The organism is Phytomonospora sp. NPDC050363 (assembly GCF_040655735.1).
Lineage (GTDB): Bacteria > Actinomycetota > Actinomycetes > Mycobacteriales > Micromonosporaceae > Phytomonospora.
In genome coordinates, this window is sequence record NZ_JBFAKK010000015.1 from 1 (window position 1) to 25,320 (window position 25,320).

The window sequence follows — 25,320 nt, forward strand, 5'->3', positions numbered from 1 at the left end:
GACACCTGTCGCGCACGCAGACCATCACACAGACATGCCCTCAACAGCACACACGGGACGGAAAACGAGCGAACCGCTTCCCAATCCCAACAGAAGCGGCGGCCATCGAGGCCAGGAAGACCCTGCGCGGGGTCTTCCAGCGCAGCGGCTCGGTGAGCTTGTGGCGGCGCAGCTGGACGGCGAAGCCGTGCTCGAAGTAGTGCCCGGGCGTGCCCTCGAACCGCTCGGCGAAGGTCTTGGCGTAGCAGTGGTCGCAGCCGGGCGAGACCTGCACGCACCCGGTGATGGGATTCCAGCTGGTGTCGGTCCACTCGATCGTTGTCGTTAAGGCCATGTCCGCCTCACGGAATCCAGAAAAATCGTTGGCATGAGCCAACGATATATCCGGAGTCCGATGGAGGGCAGAAAGAAGGGCCCCGAGGTGGATCCTCGGGGCCCGTGTCGGTCGGCGGTACAGGGTGGTCAGGCGGTGACGGTCTCGATCCGGGGGATCGAGTCGGGGACAGGCAGCTTGTAGTGCGCGGCCTGGTAGTCCAGCACGCCGTCGGTAACGTCCTTGCCGAGGTTGTGCAGGGTCCGCTTGCTCTTCTTGAAGACCAGCTTGGCCGTGTCCTCGTCGAGGCTGCGGATGAAGTCGTGCGGGCGCTGCGGCGTGCGCGGGTTGCCAGCGGGGTCGAGGGCCGCGGCTGCGTGTTCGCAGATGTCGTTCCACAGCTTCAGCCGCTCAAGGACGGTGTTCTCCTTGGGCATCGTCTCGTCGGTGGCTTCGGTGCCGCGTGGGGCTTCCCCGTTGACCCGCTGGACGGGCAGGCCGTTGTGGAAGCCGTTGAGGTGCGGCTGTGGCACGGTCCGGGTTGGAGGAGCGGGCTCGGTGAAGGGTTCAGGCGCCAGGGGGAGCGTGTGCGGGATCGCGGCGGGAACGGGGGCTTCCGGTGCAGTGATCGCAGGCGGGGGCGGGGTGGCAAGTTCTGCCTTGGCGTCCTGGAGGACCTTCGCCCGGGTGGCCTTGGTCAGATCACTGATGTGCTTGGCGCGGGCCTTGATGGCTTTGCAGTGGGCGTACCAGGTCAGAGCATCCCGGGGGTTCGCTTCGTAGCGGCCCGGAACTGGCGGGTTGATGTGCCAGTTGCGCAGCGCCATCAGGGTCGACGGAAGCGCCCAGATCCAGCGCTGCCCGAACTTCGGGGTGCGGCGCTTGTCCTCGATGTACTCCACGCCCTGGGTGAACAGGTCCAGGAAGCTGTGGATGAGCGCCACGGCCAGGATCGACAGGCCCGCCAGGTAGAGCCCGGCGACCAGCGAACCGGTCTCGCCGAACATGTGGACGCCGTTGATGAATGCCGACAGAAGGGCGATGCCCCAGGTGTACTTCAAGAACTTCGATGGGTCGCGGCGCCGGCGCACCGCCACGAAGGACAGCAGCGCGGAGACGACCGAGACGCCGTCGAGGGTGGCCGGCACGACGTAGGCCATGCCGTTTTTCCAGCCCAGGGTGTCTTCACCGAATCCCACGAGCCCGGACAGCGAGGCGACCAGCACCGCGCCCCATACCGAGAAGGCCACGGCGACGGCGAAGGCGAACAGGACGCGCCCGTCGTTTGCCTTGTCGGCCGGCGTGCTGCCCTTGCCGGTCTTGGTGGCCTTGATCTGCTCGAGGCGGATGTGCGCCCGCTTCTTTGTCTTGCGGTAGAGCCAGAACACGAAGATGAGGAGCGCTGCCAGCGCGGGTCCCCACGCCCACGGCGAGAACCCCCACAACGTCCCGTCGGGCTGAAGCCCACTGTTCCAGTCGATGCTCATCGTTTCTCGTCCTCGTCCTTGTCGATCGGCGTGACGGTCGGTGGCGTAGCTGGCGAAGGGCCCGAACGCCTTCCGATTCCGGTGGAGTCGATTAAGGCGTCCGGGGACTTGGGCGGCTTCAACGGATCTACCGGTGGCACCGACTCCCAATCGATTTGGTGGGCATGTTCGGCGGCCCATCGCATTAGTCGTGCCTTGATGACGCCAAGTCGCAGGTGTCGGGCATCGGTGCCGGCCAAGCGTTTGGCTGCATCGTGGAACGCCTGAAGATCCTCAGTGGGGCCATAGACGGTCTCACGCCCCCAAGGTGTTTGGGGAGTTGCAGGCACGTTGTTCACGATCGACCGTCCTATGTGACTCGTCGGGGCCCCCACACTAGCATCAGTTGAATCAGTTCGATTGATTCAACTGATAGAAGTAGTCGAACTGATTCAATCAGACTTGCCGTGTTGATGGGTCTAGGTGCCACCGGCACGGTGAGGTGTGGTTCCTAGCTCTCGCTCAAGTCGACGTCGCGGCAGGTAGGGCACCATTCGTTCCACTGGAGACGTAGGTCGTTCAGTGTGTGGCGGCCGCAGCGCGGGCAGGCGTGGGTTTCAGGGACACAGTTCTCGTCGTCGGGGGTGCGGCACGCCCGGCAGGACTCGAAGGGCAGCAGCCGTTGCGCCGACTCACCACCGCATCGCGGGCACCGGTGCTGTGCCCGGCCGGCGTCGATCGCCTCCAGGAGCCCGACACGGCGCCGGAAGTACAACGTGTCGGCCCACGCCAGCAGGGGACGCACCCCGACGCCGCTGGCGGCCAGGTGCTCCATCAGGTCACACAGCAGCTGCGGCCCCAGCTCGTCAAGCGCCTTGGGAGACAGGGGCGTTGCCTCCATGCCCAGGCCGCGCACGGCGCCGAACGCCCGCAGCGCCTGCTCTGCCGCTTCGGCGATGCGGTCGTACTCGCTGATCTGCACTTACCCTCCTCAAGGGGCTGAAGCCGGTGGGGCCGACTGGCGGTCCCACCGGCGTGGACTGGGGCTGATCAGAACGGAGCCTCACACCCGCCGCACCTGGCATTCCGGCGCAGCAGCGGTGCCTGGGGCGCAGGCAACGCACCGCAACCGGGGCAGGCGAAGACCACCAGCCCGGCCTTGGCCTCCTCGATCTCGCGGGTGATTTCGACGGTGAACCGCTCCACCCCCAGCCGGATCAGGCGACGCAGGGCCGTTGCGGCTCCGGTGTGGGCCGGTCCGGGCAGCTCCACCTCGATGACGGCCGAGACGGCTTCCTCGATCAGCAGTGCCTGGAGATCGCCGTCCAGCAGCTCGTCGACGTAGTGGCAGACACCAGTGACCTGGGCCATGGCCTCGTCAACGGTGAGGACGTCACCGGTCGTGGAGCGCAGGCCCGGCGCGGCGTCCAGGGGCTCCAGGCCGCGAACGACGGTCGTGGCTGGATCCCGCGACGTCAGGTAGCCCGCGAAGGCGTCGGCGCCCCAGGGCGTTAGGAAGGCGCGGTGGGCGGCGTCGGTGCCCTTGGCGTAGGCCACCACGTGTCGCGCGCGGACGTATCCCAGCAGCGAGGTCACCAGCTGCCGCAGTGCGAGGTCGATCTCGCTGGGCTCCTCGCCCGCGCGAAGGATCGGTTCGACCCGGTCGACGGCGGCCAGAACGGCGCGCCCGGCCACGGCGGCCTCGGAGTTGAGCACGCACTGCGCGGGCTCGTCGGCGTCAGCCAGCCGGTAACCCGCGCCGACGAGAAGCTCGCCGATGAGCTGGAAGTGGTCGGAGTTCCAGTGCGGGTCGTAGGGGTCATTGAGGACCAGATGGATGCGTCGCAGTACCTCCAGGGGATCGGCCCCGCCGGGTGTCCGGAGGCGAGGCTGAGGCGTGGTGGTGGACAGAGGGGACGGGGACATCGGCACCTCGTTCGCAGGTGGAGGAACAGGTCGTGAGGGCGAGCGCCACACCCGCCTTCACCTGCAATCTTACGTTGTTTTAGTCATGTCGAGATCACTCCGATCATGGGGATACTCACCCCTATCGACGCACAATGCATGAGCAAAACAACGTAAGATGGATGCGCGCGCGTCTCCTCCACCGCCCATCCGGGAGCCCCCATGACACCCCACTCGCAGCCCGGCCGCATCCTCGTCCACGACAACGACGGCCACGGCACCATCACCACTCTCGCCGAACGCGACGGCCTCTACGTCATCGCCCAGGTCACCCCGGCTTGGTCCACCGTCGACGTCGCCGCCGACCTACCCTCGGCCCATGCCCGCCTTCACGAGCGCCTCGTCGGCGACATCGTATGGATCACCCCCATCCCCGCCACGGCACTCGAGGCCACCAGTGACATCCCGCAGGAACTCCTTACCGCCCTGTGGGCCTACGGCCTCACCCCGGCCGGCATCCTCACCGTCCCCGCCCCCATCACCACCGTCCTTACCCTGTCGCGCGGCGCCGACGTCCAGGCCGTGTTCACCCACCGCGGTCACGACACCGTCTTCACCGTCAACGCCGGCCACCCCGCCTGCTGTCAGGCGTACCTGATCGCCAACAACATCGGCGAAGCCCTCGTCACCACCGGCGACACCCCACCGCTCCCATAAGCCCCGGCCACAGGGCGCGGCACCACAGCAAGAACACCCCCAGCCTCTAACGTGAAACGGTGCGTCAGCCCCCCATCACTCCAGACCTCCTCGTCCAGCTCAACGAGAAGCTCAACGCCGCGACCCTGGCCGTCATGGCTGCCCGCGACGACCCACCGGCGCTCGCCCGCGCGCACGCCGTGCGAATCCAGCTTTGGGAAGCGCTGGCCGATCTCGCCCGCCAGGCCGGACCGGGGGCCGATGCCGTCAAGCTGGCCGCCAGTCTCGCTGCCGAATACGACGGCCAAGCCGCACAGCGCGCCTCGGCAAAAGCCCGCCGCACTCGCAACCCCGTGGACGGCATCCTCGCGCGCCAACGCCGGCCCGCGGAGTTACCCGGGCTCAGCGCCTCAAACTCGGTCGCGAATCGTGAACTCGGGCGGCCGCTGTCGCATCAGCACTCACATTGTCAAGTGCTTGACGCTCATGTACATTGACGTCAAGTGCTTGACAACCTGAGAGGCTCACCATGAACCCCCGAGACGTCGCACCACAGCGCGCCGCCGACAAGGTGACCGTCGCCGCCGAGAAGATCGACCCGTCCCTGCTCCCCCCGCGCCCGTCCAAAGGCGACATGGCCGGCAGCTACCAGCGCATCGTCCTCAACACCCGTACCGGCCGCCTGCGGTACCTCGAACCCGACTGGCGCATCGTCGTCGGCAGCTCCGACGACCCGCGCTGGCGCGAGCGCTACCCCGGCGAACGCGTGCCCAGCATCGACCACGAGTCCGTGACGAAGGGAGTGCCCGACGAGCTGTCCTGGGTGATCGACTCCTGGGACGTCGAACCCGACGACCCGGCCGCCTACTACCCGCGTCCCTACCTGACTCCCGCCGAGGCTCAAGACTTCGTCGATGGACTGGTCCCCCTCGCGCAGCGCCTGGTCGACGAACTCTTTGCCGTGCCCGGCAGCTCCCGCGACCGGGACTGGTCGGCCGAATCCATGGCCGCCGCCGCCGACATCGGCGGGGCCTGCAGCCGCGAGCAGCGTCCGCCGCAAGTCGCCTACCCCGAGTTCATCAACGCCGCGACCCTCTTCGAGGCGATCCCCGCCCTGGTCGACCCCAACTGGATCAACGCCAGCGACGACCAGCTCAACCGCTGCGCCGAGGACCTGCTGCGCGACGGGTTGAAGTCGAGGGGAACCCAGTGGCGGCCCGACCGGCTCGACCAGGTCCGTGCCCTGTTCCCCGACGCGGCCACCGAGGACGGAGACTACAAGTACACCCGCCTGCAGGTCTATGGCTTGCGGGCCTGGATGCACGCCTACCGCGCCAAAGCAGCCGCCGGCCTGACGGTCATCAACGCCGACGACTGGTACAGCACCCACCCCACCCCCGTCACCGCAGACACCACCGACGCCCAGCTCCTCGACCTGGCCGACCGTGAAAAGGCCGCCGCGGCCGCCGGCGAGGGCGCACTCCTGGTCGGTGTCGAACACGTCCTGCGTGAACAGCGCAAGGTTCTGCGCCAGCGCGGGTGGGACGAGCTCGGCGAGATCGCGAAAGCCACCGCCGCCGCCGAGGCCGAGTACAAGCGCCTGCGCACCGGCCGCACCGCCCAGGTCGCCCGGATCATCGGCTGGGGCGACCACTACAGCAGCAACGACGCCGACCTCGGCCGCCAAGCCCGCATCTCCCGCCAGGCGGTCGGGCAGCTCCGCGCTCAGCTCGACACCGACGACTGATCCTGCCGACCACCCGAAGCAGAGAGAGCCATGTCCTTCGACACCACCGTCGCAGTCCACGACCCGGTGAACCCCCGCGTGCTGTTCACCGCCGCGGGGCACCTGACCGCCGTCCACGTCCAGGACCACCTCCTGGGACTGCGTGACGGACTGCCCGCACGGTCGACTCTCCTGAACGGACTCGCCCGCCAGGCGTCGACGGCTGGAACACCCGCCACCGGGATCAACGCGATCACCATCACCAGCGACCATGCCGCCAGCTGTAGCAGGCCATCAGCCGCGCGGCAGACCTGTCCGGCCGGCACTGACCGATCCTCGAGCCGAAGGACTTCCATGACCGACCAGATGCCCGCTCTGCCCGACGACACCGACCCGCACCATTCCACGCGGGCGTGGGTGGATGCGATCGCCCGCCATGGCCGCAAACCCGGCGTCGCGATCCAGACCGACCCTGCCCTGCCCCACCACCAGTACGTTTTACTCGCCGAGTTCACCGCGGCCACCGGCGTTAACGTCGCTGCCTTGGCCCGATCGGAGAATCATGACGGCCGGGCAGCCTGACAACCAGGCCGAAGACGGTCGTGACCGCTCCGACGAGCCGCAGCGCCTTGAGGGGACCGAACTGGGCGGCATCGCCGAGAGCTGGACTGACGAGCACGGCCTCGTCTACCACCGCGATCCCGCCGCAGCGCTCACCGACGACGAACTCCACGCCATCGACGCCGCGATCGCCGAGTACGGTGAGACCGACGAAGAACTACGCGCCGAGGCCGCCGAACTCGCCTGGGAGGACTGGCTGACCGGCGCCACGTTCGCCGAACTGAGTGAAGTGTGGCGAGCCGGACGGTGCCGGGGCGCTCACGCCTACGACCTTGCCCGGCAGCTCCAGGTCCGCCGCGAGCATCCGCACCCGGCCGACCTGGAAGCCGCCACCGGGCAGCCGGAACCCGGCGCGGAGCCGCAGGCCGGATAGTCAGTCGCGTAGCGGCGATCGTCATCTAGTCCCTCCAATCAGTGATAACAGCAACCAGCGAAGCCACCGCTGGTTGCTGTTATCACAAAGTGGCGGGGGTGTTGCCTGGTGTACGTGGCATGGTGATGCGCATGGACGCAGACCACCCGGTGGGTGCCGCGGCTGCGGCGTATCTCCTGACGCTGGCCAAGCGCAGTGCGAGTTTGCAGCGGCAGCGGCGGTGGGCGCTGGAGCTGTGGACCGGGTACGTGCGTGCCCACTGCGGCGAGGACTTCACCTTCGCCGACATGTTCGGACTCGCCCCACAGTGGCTGGACTCCCTACGCTCGCCCGGCACCGACGGGAACGCACCCCGCCTGCGAGGCACTCCCAACACCCCTATCGGGCTGCCCGCCCAACGCGCCTGCGCAGCCGCCGTCCGCGCCTTCGCCCGCCACACCACCACCCCGGCTCCCGCCCGGCTGCGCCTGCCTCGCCCCGAAGAACTGCCCGCCCTCACCCCCGGCGACATCGCCCTCTACCGCGAACGCCTCACCGGGCACCGCCCCGCCGGCGTCACGCCCGAAGGCTGGGCCCGGTACCGAGCCGTCGCCCTGACCCTCCTGGCCACCGGACTGAGCATCGAAGCCCTCGCCACCCTCGACGCCGACCAACACCTCACCCACGGCCCCCTGACCATCACCCACCCCGACCTGCAGGCCCCCGTACCCCTGCACGGCGGCACCCGCGCGGCGATGAACAGCTGGCTGACCGTCCGCGCCGGCCTCCACGACCGCCTCGAAGGCACCCCCATGCCCGCCCTGTGGGTCCGCCTGGCCCCCGCCCACACCCAACCCAAACCCCTCGTCCCCCCAGGGCTCCCCGTTCGGCCCCGCGCCCTGGCCTTCCACCACCACACCGTCACCGACGCGCTCCTCGAAGAGATCTTCCTGCCCCCCGCCGACTGGTCCCTGCGCGCCCTGCGCGACTACACCCGCACCCACCGCCCCTCCCCGCCTGCACGGTGACGTCCTGTTCGGTCCCGGAGACAACCAGCCCACGAACGACGCGCCGGACGAACTGGACCAGGCCGTGTGGGAGCCGACCGACCACCTCGACCGCTCCGGCCGCCCACAAGGGGCGCCACTCATGTCCAGTCCGGGTACACCTTGCGAGGCAAGGGGCCTCTGACCTGGTTCCCGAAAGATAGGTCCGGACACTGGTCGGACAGGTCGTCCGCTTCTACATTGCGGATCTGGTGACCTGGCAGCCGATGTTCGGCAAGCAGCGACTCTGCACCGGGAGAGAACGGCCCGCACGCTGGGGCTCTGCGTTCGGCCCGCAGGGTTACTCCGGAATCCGAAGGCGCCCCGAAGAGTAGGTCCGGAATCCGCAAGGTAGATCCGGACTGGACAACTCACAACCGCTTCCGCCGCTGGCGGGGCCAGCGCGGAAATCTCGCCAAGACCGGTTCCCGCACAGGCTCTACCACCGGCGCCCCCATAGTCGCCGCTGCACGCGCCGCACGCAGCCGCACAGGACTTCTCAGGACGTTTACCCAGGTCACGACGCTGCACCGTCCCTTGGGGTAGCCGCTTTTCGTGACCGGGACCGTACGTGGTCGCCGCCACCGAGCTTCCCGAAGACCTCGAACCCTCCGAACTGTGCGAGGAGCCCGACGGGTACTACTGCCGCCACCGCTGAGCCCACACCGGCCCCGACAGTCGCAGGCGACAGTCTCGGAGGCCAGCCCCGAGGAAGTCGCACCGGGCGGCTTCACCGGCCCCGCTCGACATGAACGCACAGAGCGCGGGGCCGGTATCCGCCCTCAACGCCGTCCCCGGCGCTGTCCCAGAAGGCGCGGGCGCCGCTCAGGTGCCCGCCGAGGGTGTGCCAGGCCAGTCCCGGATGCTCGGCGCGAAGCGCTGCCAGACCCGCGCCGGCCAGCCCTTGGCGCTGGTAGGCCGGTTGCGTGTACGGCTCCTCCACCCAGGCAAGACCACAAGGACGGCAGCAGGCGTAGTCGACGGCGAAGGCGTGATCGGCACCGTCGGCGGTGAGCGCCGCCCGCTGCCTCCACCCGGTCCTGTTCCCCGATGGCGTGTCCTGCCAGGGCCAGCCCGGCGGGACCTCCCATGTGCGCCACGGGTCGGTACGGCCCCACCGTCCGCAGCTGACCCACTGCAGCAGCGGCCCCCACCGCCCCGGGCCCCGCACGCGGTACACGTGGCCGGTCTGCTGGACGAGCTGGCGAGCGCGGGCGAAGTCGTCGAAAGTGTCCACGGCGTCATCGTGGCCGGGGACGCGGCAGCCAGGCAAGCCTTCCCGACGCGAGACGGCCCGCGCCCGGCCGGAGAGGCATGAGGCGCGGGCCTGCGTTCGGAAGCGTGGGCCTCGGTGAACTCGTGCAGGGCCGGAACGGCGCCGTCCACGTCCACGCGACCTTCGGTGTCGAGGGCGACATCGCCCGCGCCGGGCACGTTCACGCCGCCCAGGTGGGCACCTGGTTCGTTCGCGTGCGGGTCACGGCCTGAGGCCGATGCCTGCCAGACTCAGAAACGACACATCACCCCGCCAGGGATGTTCGAGGAGGCCAGCGCATGCCCCGCGAGTTCTACAGCGCCACCCGCAATCGTGACAAGGAGCCACAACGCGAGTTCCTGAAAGGGACCGAGAGCCTCGACGACAACCTCACCGGCATCTGCTCATCGGCACTCGCCTCGCTGATCCTCGCCGACCGGCTGGGCATCGACGCCCAACTGATCGACCGGCAGAGCGAGGGAAGCGTCCTATGGAGGCTGCGGACAGCGTTCGTCGCCAGCTTCCTGTCCTGGGCCGAGGACACCTGGAGACTCGAAGGCGAAGCCGTCGCCGAGTGGGTGCGCGGGTGGTACGTGGAGCAGGGACTCGAGGTGCCCGCGGGACTGCGCTGACTCGTCTAGCCTCAGCGGCCGAGACTCTCGTCGTCCACACTGGAGCGATGACGCGTGACGACAGGGTCTACCACGGCATCAACAGCAGTACACCGGGGCCGGCGCGGCTCCTGGTCGAGGAACCCGCCGACGGTCCCACCCAGCGACAGGACATCACGGTGTTCGGTGAGCTCCGTGATGGGTACGGGCTCAGTTGGGGGCATGTGGGCTCAGGCCCTCAGCGTACGGCCGCGCTCGTTCTCGCCGACGCGCTCGGCCTGGGCGGGGAGGTGACGATCGCCGCCCAGCACCCACTGTGGCAGGCGAACTCGTTCCTCGCCCGCCTCCGCAGCGACTTCGCCGGGGACTTCCTCGTGCACGCCGCGGCCGAGTGGCGCCTGCCGCGCGGCGCGGTCCTACGCTGGGTGCGGGGCTGGTGGGCGCAGTTCGGGCAGGGGGAACCGCCGCAGACGGTGCTGTCGGCACCGGCGGCGACCCGCGAGCCAGGCGGCAGCCTGGAGATCATGTGATTGGTATCCAGCGGGCCGAACCGCGCCAGCTGCGGCTGGTGCTGGACATTCTCGACGAAGCTGCGGCGTGGCTGCGGCAGCGCGGGATCGTGCAGTGGCCGGAGCGGTTCAGCGACGCCAACGACTGGCGAAACTCCCGCATCGGCGACTATGTCACCGCCGGGGAGACCTTCCTCGTGATCCAGGACGACGATCCGGTGGCCACGTTCAGCCTCGCCGGAGCCGATCCCGACTACGCCGCCGGATGGCCCGGTGGTCCCGGTGACGCCGTCTACCTCTACCGGATGGCCGTGCGGCGCGCGGCGGCCGGCCGCCATCTGGGCGACCATATCCTCAACTGGGCGTCGGCGTTTTCGTCCGGGCGCGGTCAGCGGTGGCTGCGCCTGGACTGCCACCGCCTCAATCCCGTGCTGCAGGGCTACTACCTGGCACGCGGGTTCGCTCACGTCGACACCATGATCCACACCCGGCCTGACGGGTACATCCGGGGATCAGGGGCCTTGTTCCAGCGCCCGGCGGGGACGATCAGTCTCCTTTCTGAGCACGCGGCCGGCCACCGCAGCAGGTGACGACCGGACGCTGTCCTGGTACCGCGAGCGGGGCTTGGCCCCCGACGCCGTCGGTGCCCTGCCCCCGATCCGGTCACCGCGCGACCACCGGTGAACAGCCGACCGATTCCCGAGCAGTGAGGAGTTCTCCGTGTCCCAGTCCCCCTGGCGCCGCCAGCTCGTCGACGGCGGGCACGCCGCCGTTCAGCGCCGCTACAGCGACCTGGTCGCCGCGGCGAGCAATGTGTACGGCTACACCCACGGTGTGATTCCCGGCCTGCTGCAGACCCGCGCTTACGCTCACGCGGTCCTGACCGAGATGGCCGCCTTCCATCTCCGGCCCGGCGACGATGTCGACGCCGCGGTGGAGGCGCGCCTGGCCCGCCAGGCCCACCTGGACGACAACGGCAAGCACTTCCGGCTCATCGTCGACGAGGCGGTCCTGCACCGCGTGGTGTACGCGGTATCCGTGCACGCCGAACAGCTGCAGCATCTGCTTTCCCTGGTCAGCCTGCCCCGTGGGGACACCCTCGTCGGGGTGCTGCCGCTGGCAACGCTGACGTTCACGCCGCAGAACGGCTTCGACGTCTTCGACGGTGACGTGTACGTGGAGACCTACGCCGGTGAGGCCGTCCACAAGCGCACTGAGGACGAGGCCGTGGTGTACGCGCGGGCGTTCGAGCGGCTGTGGGCCGACGCGGTCACCGGCGCGCCGGCCGAGGATCTGATCGCCGCGGCCGCGACGCGGCTGTAGACGCCTCAACGGGGCCCGGGACCGTCACGGTCCCGGGCCCCCTTGAGGCGTTGGTGGATGGAAGACGTCACTGGAGCGCGCGAAGCGCCTCGACGTTCGGGCAGACCTTGCACTGCATGAGCACCGCTGGATCCATGTAGCGGCCGGTCTTCCTGGTGACGAACTCCGCCACGGCCTCGGGGATGGTGACCGCCGAGGCCGTGAACTTGTGCCCCTTGACCAGGTGCCGCCCGGCTTCGTAGCCGATCGTGTGGCGCTCGCCGGCGGTCTGGTAGACGTACTCTTCGCCCTTACCGCTGGCGTGGCAGATCTGGCAGTGCCACGTCACGATCGGCCTCGGCGAGGCGTCCTCGACGAACGGGGAGGTGTAGTGAGTTTCGTAGACCACGACGCCGTCGCGTTCGGCGATGATGCCCTCGTTGTCCTTGGTCCAGGAGGGCTTGTCGGGGATGGCCCTCTCCCAGGGGCCCCAGGTCGGCCAGACGTCGAGTCCGCCTTCGACGTCGGTGTCGACGTTGAGGTTCCGGGACTCTCCTCGCCGCATGGCCGCGATGTGGTCATCGGCGACTGCGGGCGAGGTGAACAGGGCCGCTGCGGAGAACCGGGATGCCGCCCAGCAGACGCCGAACCCGTCGGTGCTGCGCAGCTCCTCGGGCAGGAACTCGGTGTAGCTGGCGTAGTTGTCGGTGCCGGCGGGGATGCTGCTCCAGCCATAGATCCGCAGCTGCTCTTCGGTGCGCGGGTGGCCGAGCAGCCGGTCGAACGCTTCGTCGAGTTGCTTCATCAGGTTCGCCTCAAGTCGAGTAGGGGGACGTTGATGTAGAAGGCGGGTGGGGTTCGGCAGATACGTGGTGAGGGCATCGAACCTGCGGTGCCCTCACCAGGTTGGTCACGGTCGGGTGCGGGCCGGTTCGATGGACTTCAGAGTGGCCAGGAGTTCATCTCCGGTGATGGTGACCTGCTGGGCGCGGTAGAGCTCGCGACGCAATGCCCGGTCCTGCACGGGCGCGAAGAACACCTTCAGGTCCCGGCGGGTTATCGGCGTCCCGACCGTAACCGGGCTGCCAGCGGCCCTGCTGCGGCGGCGGTCGCTCGGCGTCCACCAGGGCGGGCAGTCCTTCACGTGGATGGAGATGCCGCTATGTACCGTGCCGGCCCGGATGTCGTCGAAGACGTCGATGACGGTCGTCGGTTTCATCAGGCCGAACACCGAGGTCTCATTGCCTTCGAAGGCGAGGAATCCACCGGTGACGGCCGGGAGGAGGGCACCGGCAAGGGCGGCGCCGTAGGTGGCTGCGGCGGCGGTCTCTCCCACCGCAGGGTGGTAGGTGATGGTGCCCGCCAGCCACGCACCGGTGAGGGTGAGCAGGTCCTCCCAGACGGCGGCGGACTGCCAGGCGGCGGCGTCGATGGAGGCCAGGAGGCGGCCGGGCTGGAGCCCCTCGTAGAGCTCCCAGGTGCTCTCGGTGTCGGTGTGATGGGCGGCCTCGGCACACCACAGGACGTCGGCGAGCCGGGTGGCCTGACCGTCGCTGATGTCCAGGGCGGTGGCCAGGTCACGGTCGGTGAAGGCGGTTCCGGTGTGGGCGAGGGCGAACTCGACGGTCGCGGACAGCAGGGTGGGGTCGAGGGCGGGCAGGTCGCCGGGATGCGGCTGGCGGATCATGCGTTGCTCCTTCTCATCGAGGGAGTCGAGGCGGATCGGAGCCGGGCGGTGAAAGGGGCGGTCCCGAGCGCTCCTTGTCGTCCGGCGGGTTCGCCTGGTGCGGACCCGAACTCCACAAGTGTTACACAGATTGTGTATTTAGGCGAGCGCTGTTCGATGTGGAACGCGCCCGCAGGTCCGCCGGGCCCGGACCGGCTGTCACCGCCGGGCATACTGCCCTCACCTTTCTGCACCTCAGGAGACGCCATGACCGAAGAACAGCTGTCCGGTGACGAGATCGGAGAAATGGGCGCCTACGTCGACATCGACGCCCCACCGCCGCAGGGCCTGCCCGTGGCGGTGTTCGTCTTCGGGACCAACAAACTCGCCGCCGTCGAGACCACGGCGGCGCTGCACCGCCAGGGCCGTGTCGGCCTGATCATTACCACCGGCGGCGTCAACCGCCACGACGGGCGTATCGAGGGGCCTTGGCTTCGCGACGAGCTGGTCGAGCGCGGCGTCCCGGCGAGCGCGATCCGGGTGGAGGACGCCAGCAACACCACCGAGGAGAACGTCATCAACGCACTCGGGCTCATCCAGGAGATGCGCGGGGAGGGGCTTTCGCTGGTCGCGGTCAGCAAGTGGTGGCACCGACGGACGATGCACGCGCTCGCCACGCATGTTCCGGGGCTGGACTCGTGGTATGCGATCGGCTACGACCCGGTCTACACCGGGCAGGTGGTGACCCGCGCGAACTGGCCGGGCCATCCCGAGGCCGCCCGCCGGGTGGTGCGGGAGGCGCGGGAGATCCCGCACCGGGTCAGTGAGGGGTCACTGGTCGATGTGGAGCTCGTCGACGGGGCCTGGCGACCGGTTCAGTGACGCCGCCAGCGGCGTTGGTAGATGCGCTCGGGGGGCGGTTCTCCACCAGTGATCCCAGGCGCGCCAGCCGTACTTGCCGGCCGCGAGTCCGGCGGCCAGGGCCACGCCGCCGGCGAGGAGACTCGTCCACAGTTGGACGGGGGCGCCGGCCAGCGCCAGGATCGCGCCGGTCGCGGCCGTCGCGTCGGCGATGCCCCAGCGGACGGTGGGGTGTAGCGCTCGTACTCGGTGTCCTCCCCGCCCACCGCGCCCCAGCCCAGGGCGCCGCCGGCCACCATGCAGGCCACCCCCAGCGGCCATTCGATGGCCGCCAGCCACATGCCACCGAACATCCCGATCGCCGATACGATCTTGACCAGGTCCCGGAGTAGGAACTCGGCGACCAGCGCTCGTACGACGCCGAACCACACGGGTGGAAGCCGACGTTCCATGTCGGCGTCGGGGTTGGCGGCGATCAGAACGAAGGGCTGCGCGACGTCATCCGGCTCGGTCACGACTTCACGGTTCCACAGCGCCGACACGTTCCGCAGCCTCAGGTTGCACCGAGCCAGTCCTTTGTGGAACCCGCCAGCGTTCCTCCGCTTCGCTGAGGGAGCGACGATGGTGCCCGCGGTCGCGGTACCGAGCGGCTAGCGTGCGAGCATGACCACTCCTCCAACCCACGACGGCGCATCCGGTCCGTTCGCTGGGGCTCGCATCGAGATCTACGTCCAGGAAGCCTTCATCGGTACCGACGAGCGCCTCGTCCTGGTTCACCAGGCATGGGGCACTGCGCCTGATGGAACTCCGCTGGCCTGGGACGACGCACACACCGAGATCCCGGAGGCCTACGACGTGCCGGTGCCCTCCGTCGCCAATGACCATTCGCCCGACGCCGATGTCGAGCAGCTGGCCGCCGCCCTGCAGAAGGCGTTTCCAGGGGCGGAGGTCGTGTGGACCTTCGACGGCGATCCAGATCAGTTCGAGGGGCAGATGACGTTGACTGAGGTCAACGTCTGGCCCTACTACGACGATGATCACGGTTCGGCCTGCAAGGGGCATTGAGGTGGCTCCCCGGCGCGACCGAGTCGTGCGGGACTTGGCCTTGAAGCACTCCGACGAGGCGGGGGGCCGGGTCGAGGCGGTCTACGACGCCTCCGAGCACCGATGGACCCTGCAGTGGGGCAACGGCCCGACCCTCGCCGCCATGACGGCCCGCACGGCGGCCCTGGCCGGAGAGCTGGCCGAGCACGGCTTCGGCGGGTACCGGCACCTGCTTCCGGTCACCGAGCACGTCAGGTTCGAGCGGCGAATCGGCGACATCGCGTTCGGGTTGGCGCTGATCGACCTGGCGGCCGCGGCCGCGCAGCGCGGCGAGCGCCTCGACCGCAACGACACCTACCGGCTTGAGTACCTGCTCGAGGAGCAGCCCTACCCCGGCGTCGGGCGCGAGGAGGCGAAGCGGGCGCTGGCCGCGCTCGCCGAGGCGGCCGGCGGCGATGGCGAGCACCGCCTGGTGGCGTTCGTGACGGCCGCGCCGGCGGCCGACCTTCCGGCCAGGGCGGGCTGGCCGGGCTGGCCACCGCCTGGGGCGGCGGTGCCGGATCGGCTGTGGGGTGAGTGGGTGTGGGGTGTGGATGCCGCCGGGGCGGTGCGGCACCTGCGGCGGGTCCGGCACGGTGAGGCTCCGCCCTGGAATCTGGATCGCTGAGCGGAACCGGAATGAGCGTGAGCCGCGCCCGTGTCCTGCGGGCGCGGCTCACAAGGCTGTCTAGGCGGCGAAGGTCTCGCCGTGCTGCTGCAGCTGGTGCTGGAAGGTGACCCAGTCGGCGGCCGCGACGGTGATGACGGGGCCAGTGGCGTCGTCGAGCTTGGAGTCACGGATGCCGACGAGGCCGTCGGTCAGGGACGCGACTTCGACGCAGTTGCCGCCGGAGTCGTTGCTGGAACAGCGCCAGACAGCGCCGTTGGGGGCGATCCTCACGATGATCATGTGGTGTACAGGTCCTCAATGATGTTGTCGATCAGGTCGAGCGAGGCAGCCTCGGGAAGCGCCAGCTCGTGCAGGCGACGATACGCACTCCGGAAGAGAGTGATCTTCTCCGCGTCGTCGGTCAGGGACGCACCACCGAAGAAGTCGGTGTAGGCCAGGCCGTAGTCCTGTGGAGCCCGGTCGCCGTACTCGAGGAGCATGAAGCCGGAGTCCATGGACGGGTGCGCGCCGGCGCGGTCGGGCAGGACGTGGAGGTCGACCACGTGTCGGATCGTCATGTCCTTCAGGAACTGCAGCTGCTGGCGCATGACATCGGCGCCGCCGACGGCCTGGCGTAGGGCACCTTCCTTGAGGACCAGGGAGTAAATCTGGGGCAGCTTGCGTGCGGCCTCACCGCGTTCGGTGCGAATGCGGACCTGCTCGTCGACGTCGAGCCCGACGATGTTCGTCTGCAGGATCGCGCGGGCGTAGTCCTCGGTCTGCAGGCGTCCGGGAATGATGAGGGCGAGTTCGGAAACCCGCGCGGCGTCGCTTTCGAGAACGACCAGGTCGTTGAGCCACGGCTGGGCACCGAAGGCTCCCTGGGGGCGGGTGGCCCGCCGGCGGGATTGCCGCACCGCCTCCCAGGCGCGTTCGCGTTCTTCACCGGTGATCTCGTAGTAGTCGAAGAGCCGGTTCACCGCGTCGTCGTTCTTGATCGCGTGCTGGGCGGTTTCGTAGCGGTGCAGGCTGTTGCGGGCGAGGCCCGTGGCCGCCTCGACGGTTTCCCGCGCGGGGTTGCCCTGGCGCTGGCGGCCCGTGCGCAGGATCGCGGCCACAATGCGCAGCCACACCGCCGGGCTGGGACGCCGCTCGTCCGAGGTCATCATGCGCTCCAGTGTCGTACATCGAGCGGGGCGGGCGCCCGGTGAGGAGTGTGCAGTGATCCTGCCAGCGTGTTCACTCCACCGTGCGGTTGCGGAACGTGTTTTCCTGTGTATGGTAACTCTAGAACGTGTTAACACGTTCTACATGGGAGCGGTGGGGCTCACCTTGTGCAACGAGCCCGGCTCTCCTTGGATGCGATCAGAGCCGACGGAGGGCCACCGTGAAAAGCCCGTACAGCCTCAAGAACTTGCCGCCCGACGACCCGCCTGCGGGCGTCATCTGCCCCGGACTGTGGACGATGCAGGTGCGGTACTGGCGGTTGCACACCCCACGTCCGGGCACGAAGAGGTGCCAAGAGTGCAAGGGCACCGCAGCGTGGCCCTGCCACTCGTGGCTCTGCTACGACGGGCTGCTCGGCGACGCCGTCGAGGCGTCCCGGCGCCGTGAAGCCGCTTCCTCTACGAACGAGCCGGCCGAGGCGTACGGGCTGGCGGCGTTAGCTCGTGCCTAAACCCGCTGCTGGTCGCGTGCCGGGCGTCGGGACTCCCGGCATGTCCCCACGGCCAGTGGCTCCCCGCGCGGGGGCGGCTGAACCTCAGCCCCTTGGCCGCCCCCGCTCCCCCCACCGCTGGAGGGACGCGATGCGCAGTCCGCGAAACATGCTGCCCAACGTCGAAGCACCGAGGCCGGCCGCCGCGCGGTTGTGGCGGCACGCCGGCGCGATGGCGAACCTGACGGCCTCGGTCTTCGCCACGACCGAACCGGTCACGCCAGCCGTCGTTGGCAGCACCATCACGGCGTTCTTGGAGGCCCTGACGCTGTCCTTCGCGATGCAGTTCCCCGCCGGGCAGCAAACACCAGTCCTCTCGGCGCCCCAGCGCGCGCTTCTCCAGGCGCTCGCCGTCGGCGCGACAGAAGGCCAACTCATCAGGGCCAAGCCCGGCGTCGACGTCAACGGCGAGCTCGACGCGGCCTGCCTGGCTCTCGGGGCGGCCACCAGAACGGCGGCGGTGGCCATCGCTCTTCGACACCAGCTGGTCCACTGAGGAGGACGGATGCACACACGCATCGAACCGGTACTCGACGGGATCCTGCACGCAGCAGGCTGCGGGGAACAGATGGTCTACGACGACCGGGCCGAGGCATACGCGTGCCGCTGCAGACGGGAGAAGATTCCGGCCGTGACCGCCCACCAGCAGACGCTGACCTGGCTGGGACGCATCGGGCTCGCCCATCGCCAGCCCGACCTGACACGGGAATGCCTGCAGCGATGCGAAGTCGAGACCGTGATCGTCCAGCGCGGACAGGTCGTCGAAGGCGTGCGAGCACGGTGAACCTCGGTGTTGCCCACGCATGTCGATGACGCGGCACACTAGATCAACCTCACTGCACTGCAAAGGACTGCCCTTGTTCATCCCCAAATCTGTCGGGGACCTGCTGTGCCGGATGCCCACCGGCTCGTTCGAGGCCGTCACCAGTCGCGCGGTCAAGGTCACCGTCTTGCCCAAGCAGGTCCTCTTCGACGGCTGCGACGCACACGGCCACCTCTACATCGTGCTCACCGGAGCCATCGAGCTCACCTCCTTCAACACTGACTCCGAGGCGCTCGTCGGGCTCGCTGGTCCCGGTGACGCGGTGGGGTGCGCCGCCTTCGCCACCGGCCACGCCGAGGGCACCCGGGCGACTGCCCTGAACCCTGCCACCGCCTGGGCCTGGCACCGGCGTGTACTGCTGGACATAGCGCGATCCGACAAGCACATCACCGACTGGCTCTTGACCATCCCGGCAATCGCCGTCAGGCACCTGCAGGACAGCCTCGACGCCAGGCGCTTCAGCGCCGGCAGCTCACGCATCGCCGCGAGCCTGCTGCGATGGACGGAGGTGACCGGCATGGACCAGATGGCATCGCCCCTGGTCCGCGTCGACCAGGCGATGCTGGCGCGCATGGCCGGCGTCAAACGCCAGACCGTGTCCGAGGCGTTCAGCGGGTTCCGGGCCCGTGGCTGGCTGGCAGCCTCCAGCCGTATGGAGTGGACGATCCTCGACTTGGCCGCGCTCCGCAACCACGCCCGACGCTGACTCCGCTCACAAAACCACCGGTTCGCCGGACCGGACTACCCTGTCCCAGGTGACCGGACAGGGGAAGTCCATGGACGCAGATGACGTCGCACCAGTGACCCGCGAGTATCTTCGCGGGCTGATCGTGGCCGTCATGGAGATCCGTACCCCGGTGGCCGGCCGCGGCCGCGACACCGCGCTGCGCGCCGTACGTGATGGAGCTCGCCGAATCGTGGCGACCGTCCGCGAGGAGGGCGTCGAGCTCGCCCCGGAGATTCCTTCGCTGGTGTCCTTGGACTCCGGCGCGCTCGACCGTGCCAAGAAGGGCCTGGCAGTCGGGCTGATGACGCCCTGGATGAAGGATGGCACCGGCGATCGTGGTTGGTGCCTGGGATGGATCGGTGCCGGTGCCCAACACGTCGAACAGGCGGCAGGTGCAGCACTTGAGCACGCCGAGGCCACCGGGAACCTGGCCCTGCCCCGCGAATCCCTCCTCGCACACGTCCGCCGGCTGCACCAAGATGGCGGCTGGTTCAAGTTCTATGAGCGGTTCGGGCGCGGTCGTGGACCAACCCCAGACTCATTTTCCCGAAGGCGACACAGCACTTCCTGAACCGTGTTTGTGCAGGCCAGAACTGTCGTACCCATGCGGGATGATCTCTGTATGACCACCACCGCAGCCCCTGCCCTCCCCTTCACCGTCCGCGCCGAGTACGAGGCGGGCGTGGACGTCGCGATCGCCGCGTCGGCGGCCTACTATCGCGACGGCACCAGCGCCTTGGACGATGCGTCCTTCGACGCTCTCCTGCGGGCACTTGCCGAGTACGAGGCCGCCAACCCCGATCACGTCCGCCCCGACTCTCCCGTAGGGAAGGTCGGCGGCGGTGCAGCCCCTGGCCGGGACGTCCCGCACAGCGTCCCGATGCTGTCACTGGACAACGTGTTCAGCGCCGAGGAGCTGGTGAAGTGGGGCACGTCGCTGGAGCGGCGCCTGGACGCGCCGGTGGCCGGCGGCTTTGCCGTCGAACCAAAACTGGACGGCGCGGCCATCGCCGCCCGCTACCGGGCTGGCCGCCTGGTGCAGCTCGTCGGCCGCGGCGACGGACAGGTCGGCGAGGACCTGTCGGCGGCAATCGGCACCATTGTCGGCCTCCCCAAGCGGCTGACGCGGCCGGTGACGGTGGAGGTGCGCGGGGAGGTGCTGCTGACCGCCGCACAGTTCGAAACCGCCAACGAGCTGCGCCGGGCCAACAAGGGCAAGCCCTTCTCCAACCCCCGCAACGGAACCGCCGGAACCCTGCGCGGGACCGCCAGCCGCAAGTACGTCATCCCGACGACGTTCTTCGCCTACGGCGCGGTTGCCTTCGAGGAGCGGATGCCACTGACCGCAGGCACCCACTCGGGTGTCATGGCTGAGATCGCCGACCTCGGAGTGCAGACCACCACCGCCCTGGAGAGCGCCGGCCTGGCCGTGTACGCGCGGCTGGAAGACGTTCAGGCACGGGTGGACACGATCGCCGCCCTGCGCGCGCAGCTGCCACTGGGTATCGACGGGGTGGTCATCAAGGCCGACGCGCTCGCCGAGCAGCAGACTGCCGGGTTCGCCACCCGCCACCCGCACTGGGGCATCGCCTACAAGCTGCCCGCCGTCGAGAGGCAGACGAAACTGCTGGCGGTGGAGTGGAACGTCGGCCGCACCGGCGTCATCGCACCGCGTGCCGTCCTCGAACCGGTCGAGGTCGACGGCAGCGTCGTCACCTACGCCACCCTCCACAACCCGGCCTTCATTCGCGACCGCGGCTTCCACATCGGCGACACCGTAACCGTCTACAAGGCCGGTGACGTCATCCCCCGCGTGGAAGCACCCGTGGTGGATCTGCGGGGTCCCGATGCCACACCGGTCGAGTTGCCCAGTGTGTGCCCGAAGTGCGGCGGCCCGATCGACGACTCCGGCGAGCGCTGGGAGTGCGCCGGCGGGGCCAGCGGCGGATGCGGGCTGCTGGCGGGCCTGCGTTACGCCGTGGGCCGTGACCAGCTCGACATCGACGGCCTCGGCGGAACGTTCCTGGAAGCCTTGGTGGACTCCGGTGACGTCGTCGACGTCGGTGACCTGTTCACCCTCACCCGCCAGCAGTTGACGGTCGCCGCGCGCAGCGAGAAGCGCGCCGAGGCGCTCTTGGCGCAGATCGAGGCGGCGAAGGCGCAGCCGCTGAGCCGGGTGTTCTGCTCGCTGGGGATTGTGCGGACGGGCCGGACGCTGTCACGGGAGATCGCACGCTACTTCGGCACCATGGACGCGATCCGGGCCGCCGACGCCGACGTGCTGGCCCGCGTACCGAAGCTCCCCGGCGCGAACGCGCCGAAGATCGCCCACCACATCGCGGCGGTTGGGCCAGTCATCGACAAGCTCATGGCGGCGGGGGTGAATATGACCGAGCCGGTCACCGAGGGTGACACCGACGGGCCGCTCAGCGGGGAGGTCGTAGTGGTCACCGGGGGCATGAACGGCCCACTCGCCGGTCGCAACCGCAACGACATGCGCGCACTCATCGAGAACGCCGGGGGCGCGTCCTCGGGCAGCGTGTCGAAGAAGACAACGATCCTGGTCGCGGGCGAGAACGCCGGCTCGAAAGTGACCAAGGCCGAGGAGCTGGGCGTCACGGTGCTGACCGAGAACGAGTTCGCTAAGCGCGTCGGCAGCTACCTGGACTGACTGGGGCCACCCCGCCAAAGGCTCATGAGCTATTGGCGGGCCTGGGCGTTGTGGGTCCGGGCCCGCCCGGCGATCACAGTCGGTCAACGAACTCGGTGACAAGGGCGAGCGCCAAAACAGTCGCTCCGCCGGCGGCCAGGGACAACCAGGTCAGGTGCAGCAAGTGGGCCTTGGCGCGGGCCAACCTGACGTTTGAGCGCGCCGGGCTCGAGGACGGCCTCGAGGCGGCGGCCGCGATCCTTGACGGTGACGGTCTGGGCGACGAGGAGGTGGGAGTGGAGATGGCCGGTGTGGTCGTGGTGAGTGAGGGTGGCGGTGAGGCCGTCGACGGCGGCGAGGTAGCGGGCGCCGACGACGCCGTAGGCGGCGTGCTCGTTGAGGTAGTCCACGGCGACGGTGACGCCGACGTTGTGCGCGTCGACGACGCGCGGCGCGAGGTCGGGCTGCCGGGTGCGCATGGCGTCCCACAAAGCGCTGACGGTCCAATGCGCCTCGATGAGGATCTCGACAGGCGCGGCGGCCGCGCGGCGTTCACGTTGTAGGCGTTCCAGGCGCTCTTCGGGCAGTTCCTCGCGGTCCACGGGCACGCTCAGTACGGCGGCACGGGCGGGAGCTTGGCCAGAGAGGTGGGGAGATCGGGGTCGCCGTGCTGGAGGTACCAGCCGCGCGCCCAGCGCAGGATCGCTCCCCGGCTCATGCGCCACTCATCGCAGGCTTGGGCGAGGACGTCGACGCAAAAGTCCTCGCGCAGTTCGGTCAGAACGCGGTTTTCGGGGTGGGCGGCCATGCTCATGCCGATGGTGTCGGGGTCGCCGAGTTCGAGGGCGTCGGCGAGGATCGCTGCGGCGGCGTTGGATGTGCCGCTGCCGTTGTATCCCCACCCATAGCCGTCTTCGTCGACGAGCTCACGCAGCAGGCGGGCCCTCTCCCGTTCGGTGGGGCCCGGCTCAGCAGTCTCCACCAGGATCCGCGCGGATCTGTAGTTCCCGGCGGCGTCGACGCCGCCGGGAATGCCGTGGTAGCTGTGGTTGGGCATGGGCCGTCCTCTCCTCGGGTCTGCCTGGGCAGTGTGCCCGATGTGGACGGTGGACGGAACCCGCAAGGTGGCCGCCGGGGGTGGTGGTGGTGTCGATGCGTTCGCGCAGGGACGCCTGGCACAGCCTGGTGCGGCCCGAACCAGAGCCCCGCAGAGGACCACACCCGCGACTGTGCGGCACCCGCCCATCCACTCGCGAGGACGGCTACGCGTCCCCCGCGCCGAGGATCGCTGCGACTTCGGTCGCGAGGCGCTACTCGTCAGGTGCCAGCGTGCCGCCCGAGGCCGCGCGCGCAAGCAGATGGCTGGCCAGCGTCAACGTCACCGGGGACGGCCCGGCGAGGGCTTTGTTGATCGGCTCGCGCTCGACCGAAGCGACGGTGGGAATGAGGTTGGCCAACCCGATGGTGGTGCGCTGCTGCGGTGGGGAAAGGGTCACGATCGGACCGTACGCGGCTGCAGGCCCCGGCTTCGGCCGTGACACGCGTACGGTCAGCGAGCCCTCCGAAGCCGGCCCGAAGCACGGACGCGTCATGAGCGGCAGGAGCTACTCCCCGCCCAGCGCGGCGTCCTTGGCGACCCAGTAGATGACGATGATCACCGCGAGGCAGCCGATGATTGAGCCGTACTTGATGCGGCGGTATTTGCCTCGGACGCGGCCTCGGCTTGAGTGGCGTGCGCCTGCCCAGTTGAGCATGGCGAGGCCGGTGATGGCGACCAGGATGGCCAGGCCAGCGTCGATCAGACCGGAGGCAGACGTGATCAGTTTTGACATGCGGGTTCCTCGCAGGGGGTGGGCGCCGGTGGGGGGCTGGGGAGGTCGCCGATGTTGACGCTGGCCCATTCACCGCTGGTGGTGATGAGGTGGAGGGCGCTGTCGCGGCCGATGATGACGAGTGGATCGCTGTTGGCGGTCTCGGTTGTGTCGGTGAGGGCGATGTGGTGGTGGAGCCGAACGTCTCGGTTGCCGAGGCGGCCGAGGGCGACCTGGACGCCTTGCCACGTCATCAAAGCGATGGCGACGGTGACGCCGGCTCCATCGGACGCGGCCGCCAGTGCCCAGCCGTCATCGAGGGGTGTCCGGAGCGGGGCGACCACTTGGGAGGTGGTGGTGTTGGAGATCAGGAGGCAACGTTGGCCGGTGGCGGAAAGGGCGCCGAGGGCGAACAAGCTGCCGCATGCCGGGGACATCACCTCGGAGTCGAAGTCGCCGACGGCCGGCGGCATCGGCGGGCGGACGGCGGTGAGGCGGTCGCCGTTGCGGGCGTAGGCGGCGATCTCGGTGGCGTGGTTGGCCCAGAGCAGGCCATCGCTGGTGCTGGCGATGGAGGTGACGTAGCCGAGGTTGCCGCGGGCGACGATGGTTCCCTGCCTGCCGAGGACGAGGGCGTTGTCGAAGGCGCCGTTGGTCTCGTCGATGACGCCGACGATGGCGGTGTCGCCGGTGGACAGGACGGCCAGCGCCGGCCACACGAACGGGATCAGCACCGGTGTGATCTCGCGGGCACGGCCGGGAGGGTAGGCCACCAGCCACGCGCGAACGGGGGCCGTCATCGGTGGCGGTGCCTCGGGCGGCAACTCCTCCAGCAGGTCACGGTCGCTGGGACTGGCCCACAGGCAGACGGGGTACTGCCCGGGTCCCACGGTCGCTGTGACGAGGACGGCGTCGGGCACCGGGGCGGCCAGGTGGCCCCGGTGCTGCCACGGGTGGTCACCGGTCGATGGGCGGCTGCGTCGGGGCGCGGTGGTGGTCATGGCCGCACCGCGGCCTGGTCGTGGAGCATCGAGGCGATCGCGGCGGGTGCCAGCTGGAGGCCGCTCAGCGCGGTCAGGGGGACCTCGACGAGGGTGTCACCGGGGCGGCAGTCGCGCAGGTGGCTTGACCACGTCCGTGCGGTCGCGTCGTAGATCCGCAGGCAGGTGCTGCCGCCGTAGTGGACGATCTTCAGCAGGCCTCCGAGGATGACCTCGGCGTCGAACTCCTCGCGCAGTTCGCGCAGCAGCGCGTCTTCGGGGCTGGCGTCGGTGCGTTCGAGGCCTCCGCCGGGGAGGTGGTGGATGACGTGCCCGGCGGCGTATTGGCGGCGGATCAGCAGCAGGCTCTTCTTGTCCGGTGTGGACAGTACGGCCCGAGCGCGGCAGGCGCATTGGGGCCGCCGCATTTGTTGGCGGGCGGGTAGCAGGGCGGGCGATGGCACGGCGGTCTCCTCCACGTCGAGGCGGGTGTACACGGGCTGCTCCGGCGGCCATCGGTGTGCCGCCGGGCGAGGCCGGGGCCGAAGTTCAGGGGCCGGGGGTGGGCCGCCGCAGCCGACGGAACTGCT

General features: G+C 69.3%; 36 protein-coding genes. 20 read left to right on the forward strand and 16 right to left on the reverse strand.

Annotated elements, in window-relative coordinates:
• Nucleotides 1-40: 40 nt before the first annotated feature.
• From AB0I28_RS31935 to AB0I28_RS31950, 4 genes are all read right to left on the reverse strand, one after another.
• Complete coding sequence (locus AB0I28_RS31935; RefSeq protein WP_357499423.1) at nt 41-334, reverse strand: DUF5131 family protein; 294 nt, start codon at nt 332-334, stop codon at nt 41-43.
• Between the two features lie 128 nt (nt 335-462).
• The gene (locus tag AB0I28_RS31940) at nt 463-1,800 is read right to left on the reverse strand and encodes a DUF2637 domain-containing protein (protein ID WP_357499424.1); all 1,338 of its coding nucleotides are present in this window, start codon (nt 1,798-1,800) and stop codon (nt 463-465) included.
• 490 nt (nt 1,801-2,290) lie between these two features.
• Entirely contained in the window at nt 2,291-2,761 is a 471-nt protein-coding gene (locus AB0I28_RS31945; protein ID WP_357499425.1) for a hypothetical protein, read from the reverse strand.
• Between the two features lie 68 nt (nt 2,762-2,829).
• The gene (locus AB0I28_RS31950; RefSeq protein ID WP_357499426.1) at nt 2,830-3,705 is read right to left on the reverse strand and encodes a hypothetical protein; all 876 of its coding nucleotides are present in this window, start codon (nt 3,703-3,705) and stop codon (nt 2,830-2,832) included.
• Nucleotides 3,706-3,906: 201 nt separating this feature from the next.
• On the opposite strand from AB0I28_RS31950, the gene AB0I28_RS31955 reads away from it, so the two are divergent.
• The 6 genes from AB0I28_RS31955 (at nt 3,907) to AB0I28_RS31980 (ending at nt 8,107) form a co-directional block, all read left to right on the forward strand.
• Nucleotides 3,907-4,401 carry a hypothetical protein gene (locus tag AB0I28_RS31955; RefSeq protein WP_357499427.1) on the forward strand — a complete coding sequence of 165 codons (495 nt, stop codon included), beginning with the start codon at nt 3,907-3,909 and terminating at the stop codon, nt 4,399-4,401.
• A 59-nt stretch (nt 4,402-4,460) separates the two neighbouring features.
• On the forward strand, nt 4,461-4,877 hold the full coding sequence (locus AB0I28_RS31960; RefSeq protein ID WP_357499428.1) for a hypothetical protein: 417 nt from the start codon (nt 4,461-4,463) through the stop codon (nt 4,875-4,877).
• A 32-nt stretch (nt 4,878-4,909) separates the two neighbouring features.
• Entirely contained in the window at nt 4,910-6,127 is a 1,218-nt protein-coding gene (locus AB0I28_RS31965) for a hypothetical protein (protein ID WP_357499429.1), read from the forward strand.
• A gap of 333 nt (nt 6,128-6,460) precedes the next feature.
• Complete coding sequence (locus tag AB0I28_RS31970) at nt 6,461-6,688, forward strand: hypothetical protein (RefSeq protein ID WP_357499430.1); 228 nt, start codon at nt 6,461-6,463, stop codon at nt 6,686-6,688.
• Nucleotides 6,669-7,100 (forward strand): hypothetical protein, encoded by a 432-nt coding sequence (locus AB0I28_RS31975; protein ID WP_357499431.1) that lies wholly within the window; start codon nt 6,669-6,671, stop codon nt 7,098-7,100. Before AB0I28_RS31970 ends, AB0I28_RS31975 begins: the two co-directional genes overlap by 20 nt.
• 131 nt (nt 7,101-7,231) lie before the next feature.
• Nucleotides 7,232-8,107 (forward strand): hypothetical protein, encoded by an 876-nt coding sequence (locus AB0I28_RS31980; protein ID WP_357499432.1) that lies wholly within the window; start codon nt 7,232-7,234, stop codon nt 8,105-8,107.
• Nucleotides 8,108-8,855: 748 nt separating this feature from the next.
• On the opposite strand, the gene AB0I28_RS31985 is transcribed toward AB0I28_RS31980, so the two are convergent.
• Nucleotides 8,856-9,362, reverse strand: coding sequence for a hypothetical protein (locus AB0I28_RS31985; RefSeq protein ID WP_357499433.1), 507 nt, complete (start codon nt 9,360-9,362; stop codon nt 8,856-8,858).
• 104 nt (nt 9,363-9,466) lie between these two features.
• Here AB0I28_RS31985 and AB0I28_RS31990 point away from each other — a divergent pair, with 104 nt between their 5' ends.
• From AB0I28_RS31990 to AB0I28_RS32010, 5 genes are all read left to right on the forward strand, one after another.
• Nucleotides 9,467-9,613 (forward strand): hypothetical protein, encoded by a 147-nt coding sequence (locus AB0I28_RS31990; protein WP_357499434.1) that lies wholly within the window; start codon nt 9,467-9,469, stop codon nt 9,611-9,613.
• A 66-nt stretch (nt 9,614-9,679) separates the two neighbouring features.
• Nucleotides 9,680-10,012: a hypothetical protein gene (locus AB0I28_RS31995; RefSeq protein ID WP_357499435.1), complete on the forward strand. Its 333-nt coding sequence runs from the start codon at nt 9,680-9,682 to the stop codon at nt 10,010-10,012.
• Nucleotides 10,013-10,059: 47 nt separating this feature from the next.
• Nucleotides 10,060-10,521 (forward strand): hypothetical protein, encoded by a 462-nt coding sequence (locus AB0I28_RS32000; protein ID WP_357499436.1) that lies wholly within the window; start codon nt 10,060-10,062, stop codon nt 10,519-10,521.
• A complete protein-coding gene (locus AB0I28_RS32005; RefSeq protein ID WP_357499437.1) occupies nt 10,518-11,090 on the forward strand; it encodes a GNAT family N-acetyltransferase in 573 nt (190 codons plus the stop codon). The genes AB0I28_RS32000 and AB0I28_RS32005 overlap by 4 nt, the downstream gene beginning before the upstream one ends.
• 130 nt (nt 11,091-11,220) lie before the next feature.
• Nucleotides 11,221-11,823 (forward strand): DUF5753 domain-containing protein, encoded by a 603-nt coding sequence (locus AB0I28_RS32010; protein WP_357499438.1) that lies wholly within the window; start codon nt 11,221-11,223, stop codon nt 11,821-11,823.
• A 67-nt stretch (nt 11,824-11,890) separates the two neighbouring features.
• Here the strand turns inward: AB0I28_RS32010 and AB0I28_RS32015 are convergent, their stop codons facing one another.
• Together AB0I28_RS32015 and AB0I28_RS32020 are read right to left on the reverse strand one after the other, a co-directional pair.
• Entirely contained in the window at nt 11,891-12,607 is a 717-nt protein-coding gene (locus AB0I28_RS32015; RefSeq protein WP_357499439.1) for a hypothetical protein, read from the reverse strand.
• A 105-nt stretch (nt 12,608-12,712) separates the two neighbouring features.
• Nucleotides 12,713-13,489 (reverse strand): hypothetical protein, encoded by a 777-nt coding sequence (locus AB0I28_RS32020; RefSeq protein ID WP_357499440.1) that lies wholly within the window; start codon nt 13,487-13,489, stop codon nt 12,713-12,715.
• A 246-nt stretch (nt 13,490-13,735) separates the two neighbouring features.
• Between AB0I28_RS32020 and AB0I28_RS32025 the strand changes: the two genes are divergently transcribed.
• Entirely contained in the window at nt 13,736-14,350 is a 615-nt protein-coding gene (locus tag AB0I28_RS32025; protein ID WP_357499441.1) for a YdcF family protein, read from the forward strand.
• On the opposite strand, the gene AB0I28_RS32030 is transcribed toward AB0I28_RS32025, so the two are convergent.
• On the reverse strand, nt 14,344-14,844 hold the full coding sequence (locus AB0I28_RS32030) for a hypothetical protein (protein WP_357499442.1): 501 nt from the start codon (nt 14,842-14,844) through the stop codon (nt 14,344-14,346). The genes AB0I28_RS32025 and AB0I28_RS32030 overlap by 7 nt on opposite strands.
• Nucleotides 14,845-14,992: 148 nt before the next feature.
• On the opposite strand from AB0I28_RS32030, the gene AB0I28_RS32035 reads away from it, so the two are divergent.
• Nucleotides 14,993-15,394 (forward strand): hypothetical protein, encoded by a 402-nt coding sequence (locus AB0I28_RS32035; RefSeq protein ID WP_357499443.1) that lies wholly within the window; start codon nt 14,993-14,995, stop codon nt 15,392-15,394.
• A 40-nt stretch (nt 15,395-15,434) separates the two neighbouring features.
• Complete coding sequence (locus AB0I28_RS32040; protein ID WP_357499444.1) at nt 15,435-16,040, forward strand: hypothetical protein; 606 nt, start codon at nt 15,435-15,437, stop codon at nt 16,038-16,040.
• A gap of 60 nt (nt 16,041-16,100) precedes the next feature.
• Here the strand turns inward: AB0I28_RS32040 and AB0I28_RS32045 are convergent, their stop codons facing one another.
• Nucleotides 16,101-16,322 (reverse strand): DUF397 domain-containing protein, encoded by a 222-nt coding sequence (locus AB0I28_RS32045; RefSeq protein WP_357499445.1) that lies wholly within the window; start codon nt 16,320-16,322, stop codon nt 16,101-16,103.
• On the reverse strand, nt 16,319-17,191 hold the full coding sequence (locus AB0I28_RS32050; protein WP_357499446.1) for a DUF5753 domain-containing protein: 873 nt from the start codon (nt 17,189-17,191) through the stop codon (nt 16,319-16,321). Before AB0I28_RS32050 ends, AB0I28_RS32045 begins: the two co-directional genes overlap by 4 nt.
• 218 nt (nt 17,192-17,409) lie before the next feature.
• Here AB0I28_RS32050 and AB0I28_RS32055 point away from each other — a divergent pair, with 218 nt between their 5' ends.
• From AB0I28_RS32055 to ligA, 6 genes are all read left to right on the forward strand, one after another.
• Nucleotides 17,410-17,700, forward strand: coding sequence for a hypothetical protein (locus AB0I28_RS32055; protein WP_357499447.1), 291 nt, complete (start codon nt 17,410-17,412; stop codon nt 17,698-17,700).
• Between the two features lie 130 nt (nt 17,701-17,830).
• Entirely contained in the window at nt 17,831-18,235 is a 405-nt protein-coding gene (locus tag AB0I28_RS32060; protein ID WP_357499448.1) for a hypothetical protein, read from the forward strand.
• 9 nt (nt 18,236-18,244) lie between these two features.
• Nucleotides 18,245-18,523 carry a hypothetical protein gene (locus AB0I28_RS32065; protein WP_357499449.1) on the forward strand — a complete coding sequence of 93 codons (279 nt, stop codon included), beginning with the start codon at nt 18,245-18,247 and terminating at the stop codon, nt 18,521-18,523.
• A gap of 73 nt (nt 18,524-18,596) precedes the next feature.
• Complete coding sequence (locus AB0I28_RS32070) at nt 18,597-19,268, forward strand: Crp/Fnr family transcriptional regulator (protein WP_357499450.1); 672 nt, start codon at nt 18,597-18,599, stop codon at nt 19,266-19,268.
• A 70-nt stretch (nt 19,269-19,338) separates the two neighbouring features.
• Nucleotides 19,339-19,860 carry a hypothetical protein gene (locus AB0I28_RS32075; RefSeq protein ID WP_357499451.1) on the forward strand — a complete coding sequence of 174 codons (522 nt, stop codon included), beginning with the start codon at nt 19,339-19,341 and terminating at the stop codon, nt 19,858-19,860.
• Between the two features lie 51 nt (nt 19,861-19,911).
• Nucleotides 19,912-21,960 (forward strand): NAD-dependent DNA ligase LigA, encoded by a 2,049-nt coding sequence (ligA, locus tag AB0I28_RS32080; RefSeq protein ID WP_357499452.1) that lies wholly within the window; start codon nt 19,912-19,914, stop codon nt 21,958-21,960.
• Nucleotides 21,961-22,043: 83 nt separating this feature from the next.
• Here the strand turns inward: ligA and AB0I28_RS32085 are convergent, their stop codons facing one another.
• The 6 genes from AB0I28_RS32085 to AB0I28_RS32110 all read right to left on the reverse strand — a co-directional run bounded on the left by AB0I28_RS32085 (nt 22,044) and on the right by AB0I28_RS32110 (nt 25,227).
• On the reverse strand, nt 22,044-22,541 hold the full coding sequence (locus tag AB0I28_RS32085) for a hypothetical protein (RefSeq protein ID WP_357499453.1): 498 nt from the start codon (nt 22,539-22,541) through the stop codon (nt 22,044-22,046).
• Nucleotides 22,542-22,549: 8 nt separating this feature from the next.
• Nucleotides 22,550-22,996 carry a DUF6166 domain-containing protein gene (locus AB0I28_RS32090; RefSeq protein WP_357499454.1) on the reverse strand — a complete coding sequence of 149 codons (447 nt, stop codon included), beginning with the start codon at nt 22,994-22,996 and terminating at the stop codon, nt 22,550-22,552.
• Nucleotides 22,997-23,249: 253 nt separating this feature from the next.
• Entirely contained in the window at nt 23,250-23,435 is a 186-nt protein-coding gene (locus tag AB0I28_RS32095) for a hypothetical protein (RefSeq protein ID WP_357499455.1), read from the reverse strand.
• Between the two features lie 108 nt (nt 23,436-23,543).
• Nucleotides 23,544-23,771, reverse strand: a complete 228-nt coding sequence (locus AB0I28_RS32100; protein WP_357499456.1) for a hypothetical protein — start codon at nt 23,769-23,771, stop codon at nt 23,544-23,546.
• On the reverse strand, nt 23,759-24,751 hold the full coding sequence (locus tag AB0I28_RS32105; protein ID WP_357499457.1) for a hypothetical protein: 993 nt from the start codon (nt 24,749-24,751) through the stop codon (nt 23,759-23,761). The genes AB0I28_RS32100 and AB0I28_RS32105 overlap by 13 nt, the downstream gene beginning before the upstream one ends.
• Nucleotides 24,748-25,227, reverse strand: coding sequence for an NUDIX hydrolase (locus tag AB0I28_RS32110; protein WP_357499458.1), 480 nt, complete (start codon nt 25,225-25,227; stop codon nt 24,748-24,750). Before AB0I28_RS32110 ends, AB0I28_RS32105 begins: the two co-directional genes overlap by 4 nt.
• Between the last annotated feature and the right edge of the window lie 93 nt (nt 25,228-25,320).

Bases quoted from the DNA above. Each gene is read 5' to 3' on its own strand.
- AB0I28_RS31935 (WP_357499423.1), bottom strand. From the start codon at position 334: ATGGCCTTAACGACAACGATCGAGTGGACCGACACCAGCTGGAATCCC.
- AB0I28_RS31940 (WP_357499424.1), bottom strand. From the start codon at position 1,800: ATGAGCATCGACTGGAACAGTGGGCTTCAGCCCGACGGGACGTTGTGG.
- AB0I28_RS31950 (WP_357499426.1), bottom strand. From the start codon at position 3,705: ATGTCCCCGTCCCCTCTGTCCACCACCACGCCTCAGCCTCGCCTCCGG.
- AB0I28_RS31955 (WP_357499427.1), top strand. From the start codon at position 3,907: ATGACACCCCACTCGCAGCCCGGCCGCATCCTCGTCCACGACAACGAC.
- AB0I28_RS31965 (WP_357499429.1), top strand. From the start codon at position 4,910: ATGAACCCCCGAGACGTCGCACCACAGCGCGCCGCCGACAAGGTGACC.
- AB0I28_RS31970 (WP_357499430.1), top strand. From the start codon at position 6,461: ATGACCGACCAGATGCCCGCTCTGCCCGACGACACCGACCCGCACCAT.
- AB0I28_RS31975 (WP_357499431.1), top strand. From the start codon at position 6,669: ATGACGGCCGGGCAGCCTGACAACCAGGCCGAAGACGGTCGTGACCGC.
- AB0I28_RS31980 (WP_357499432.1), top strand. From the start codon at position 7,232: ATGGACGCAGACCACCCGGTGGGTGCCGCGGCTGCGGCGTATCTCCTG.
- AB0I28_RS31995 (WP_357499435.1), top strand. From the start codon at position 9,680: ATGCCCCGCGAGTTCTACAGCGCCACCCGCAATCGTGACAAGGAGCCA.
- AB0I28_RS32000 (WP_357499436.1), top strand. From the start codon at position 10,060: ATGACGCGTGACGACAGGGTCTACCACGGCATCAACAGCAGTACACCG.
- AB0I28_RS32015 (WP_357499439.1), bottom strand. From the start codon at position 12,607: ATGAAGCAACTCGACGAAGCGTTCGACCGGCTGCTCGGCCACCCGCGC.
- AB0I28_RS32020 (WP_357499440.1), bottom strand. From the start codon at position 13,489: ATGATCCGCCAGCCGCATCCCGGCGACCTGCCCGCCCTCGACCCCACC.
- AB0I28_RS32025 (WP_357499441.1), top strand. From the start codon at position 13,736: ATGACCGAAGAACAGCTGTCCGGTGACGAGATCGGAGAAATGGGCGCC.
- AB0I28_RS32035 (WP_357499443.1), top strand. From the start codon at position 14,993: ATGACCACTCCTCCAACCCACGACGGCGCATCCGGTCCGTTCGCTGGG.
- AB0I28_RS32045 (WP_357499445.1), bottom strand. From the start codon at position 16,322: ATGATCATCGTGAGGATCGCCCCCAACGGCGCTGTCTGGCGCTGTTCC.
- AB0I28_RS32050 (WP_357499446.1), bottom strand. From the start codon at position 17,191: ATGATGACCTCGGACGAGCGGCGTCCCAGCCCGGCGGTGTGGCTGCGC.
- AB0I28_RS32060 (WP_357499448.1), top strand. From the start codon at position 17,831: ATGCGCAGTCCGCGAAACATGCTGCCCAACGTCGAAGCACCGAGGCCG.
- AB0I28_RS32065 (WP_357499449.1), top strand. From the start codon at position 18,245: ATGCACACACGCATCGAACCGGTACTCGACGGGATCCTGCACGCAGCA.
- AB0I28_RS32075 (WP_357499451.1), top strand. From the start codon at position 19,339: ATGGACGCAGATGACGTCGCACCAGTGACCCGCGAGTATCTTCGCGGG.
- ligA (WP_357499452.1), top strand. From the start codon at position 19,912: ATGACCACCACCGCAGCCCCTGCCCTCCCCTTCACCGTCCGCGCCGAG.
- AB0I28_RS32090 (WP_357499454.1), bottom strand. From the start codon at position 22,996: ATGCCCAACCACAGCTACCACGGCATTCCCGGCGGCGTCGACGCCGCC.
- AB0I28_RS32100 (WP_357499456.1), bottom strand. From the start codon at position 23,771: ATGTCAAAACTGATCACGTCTGCCTCCGGTCTGATCGACGCTGGCCTG.
- AB0I28_RS32105 (WP_357499457.1), bottom strand. From the start codon at position 24,751: ATGACCACCACCGCGCCCCGACGCAGCCGCCCATCGACCGGTGACCAC.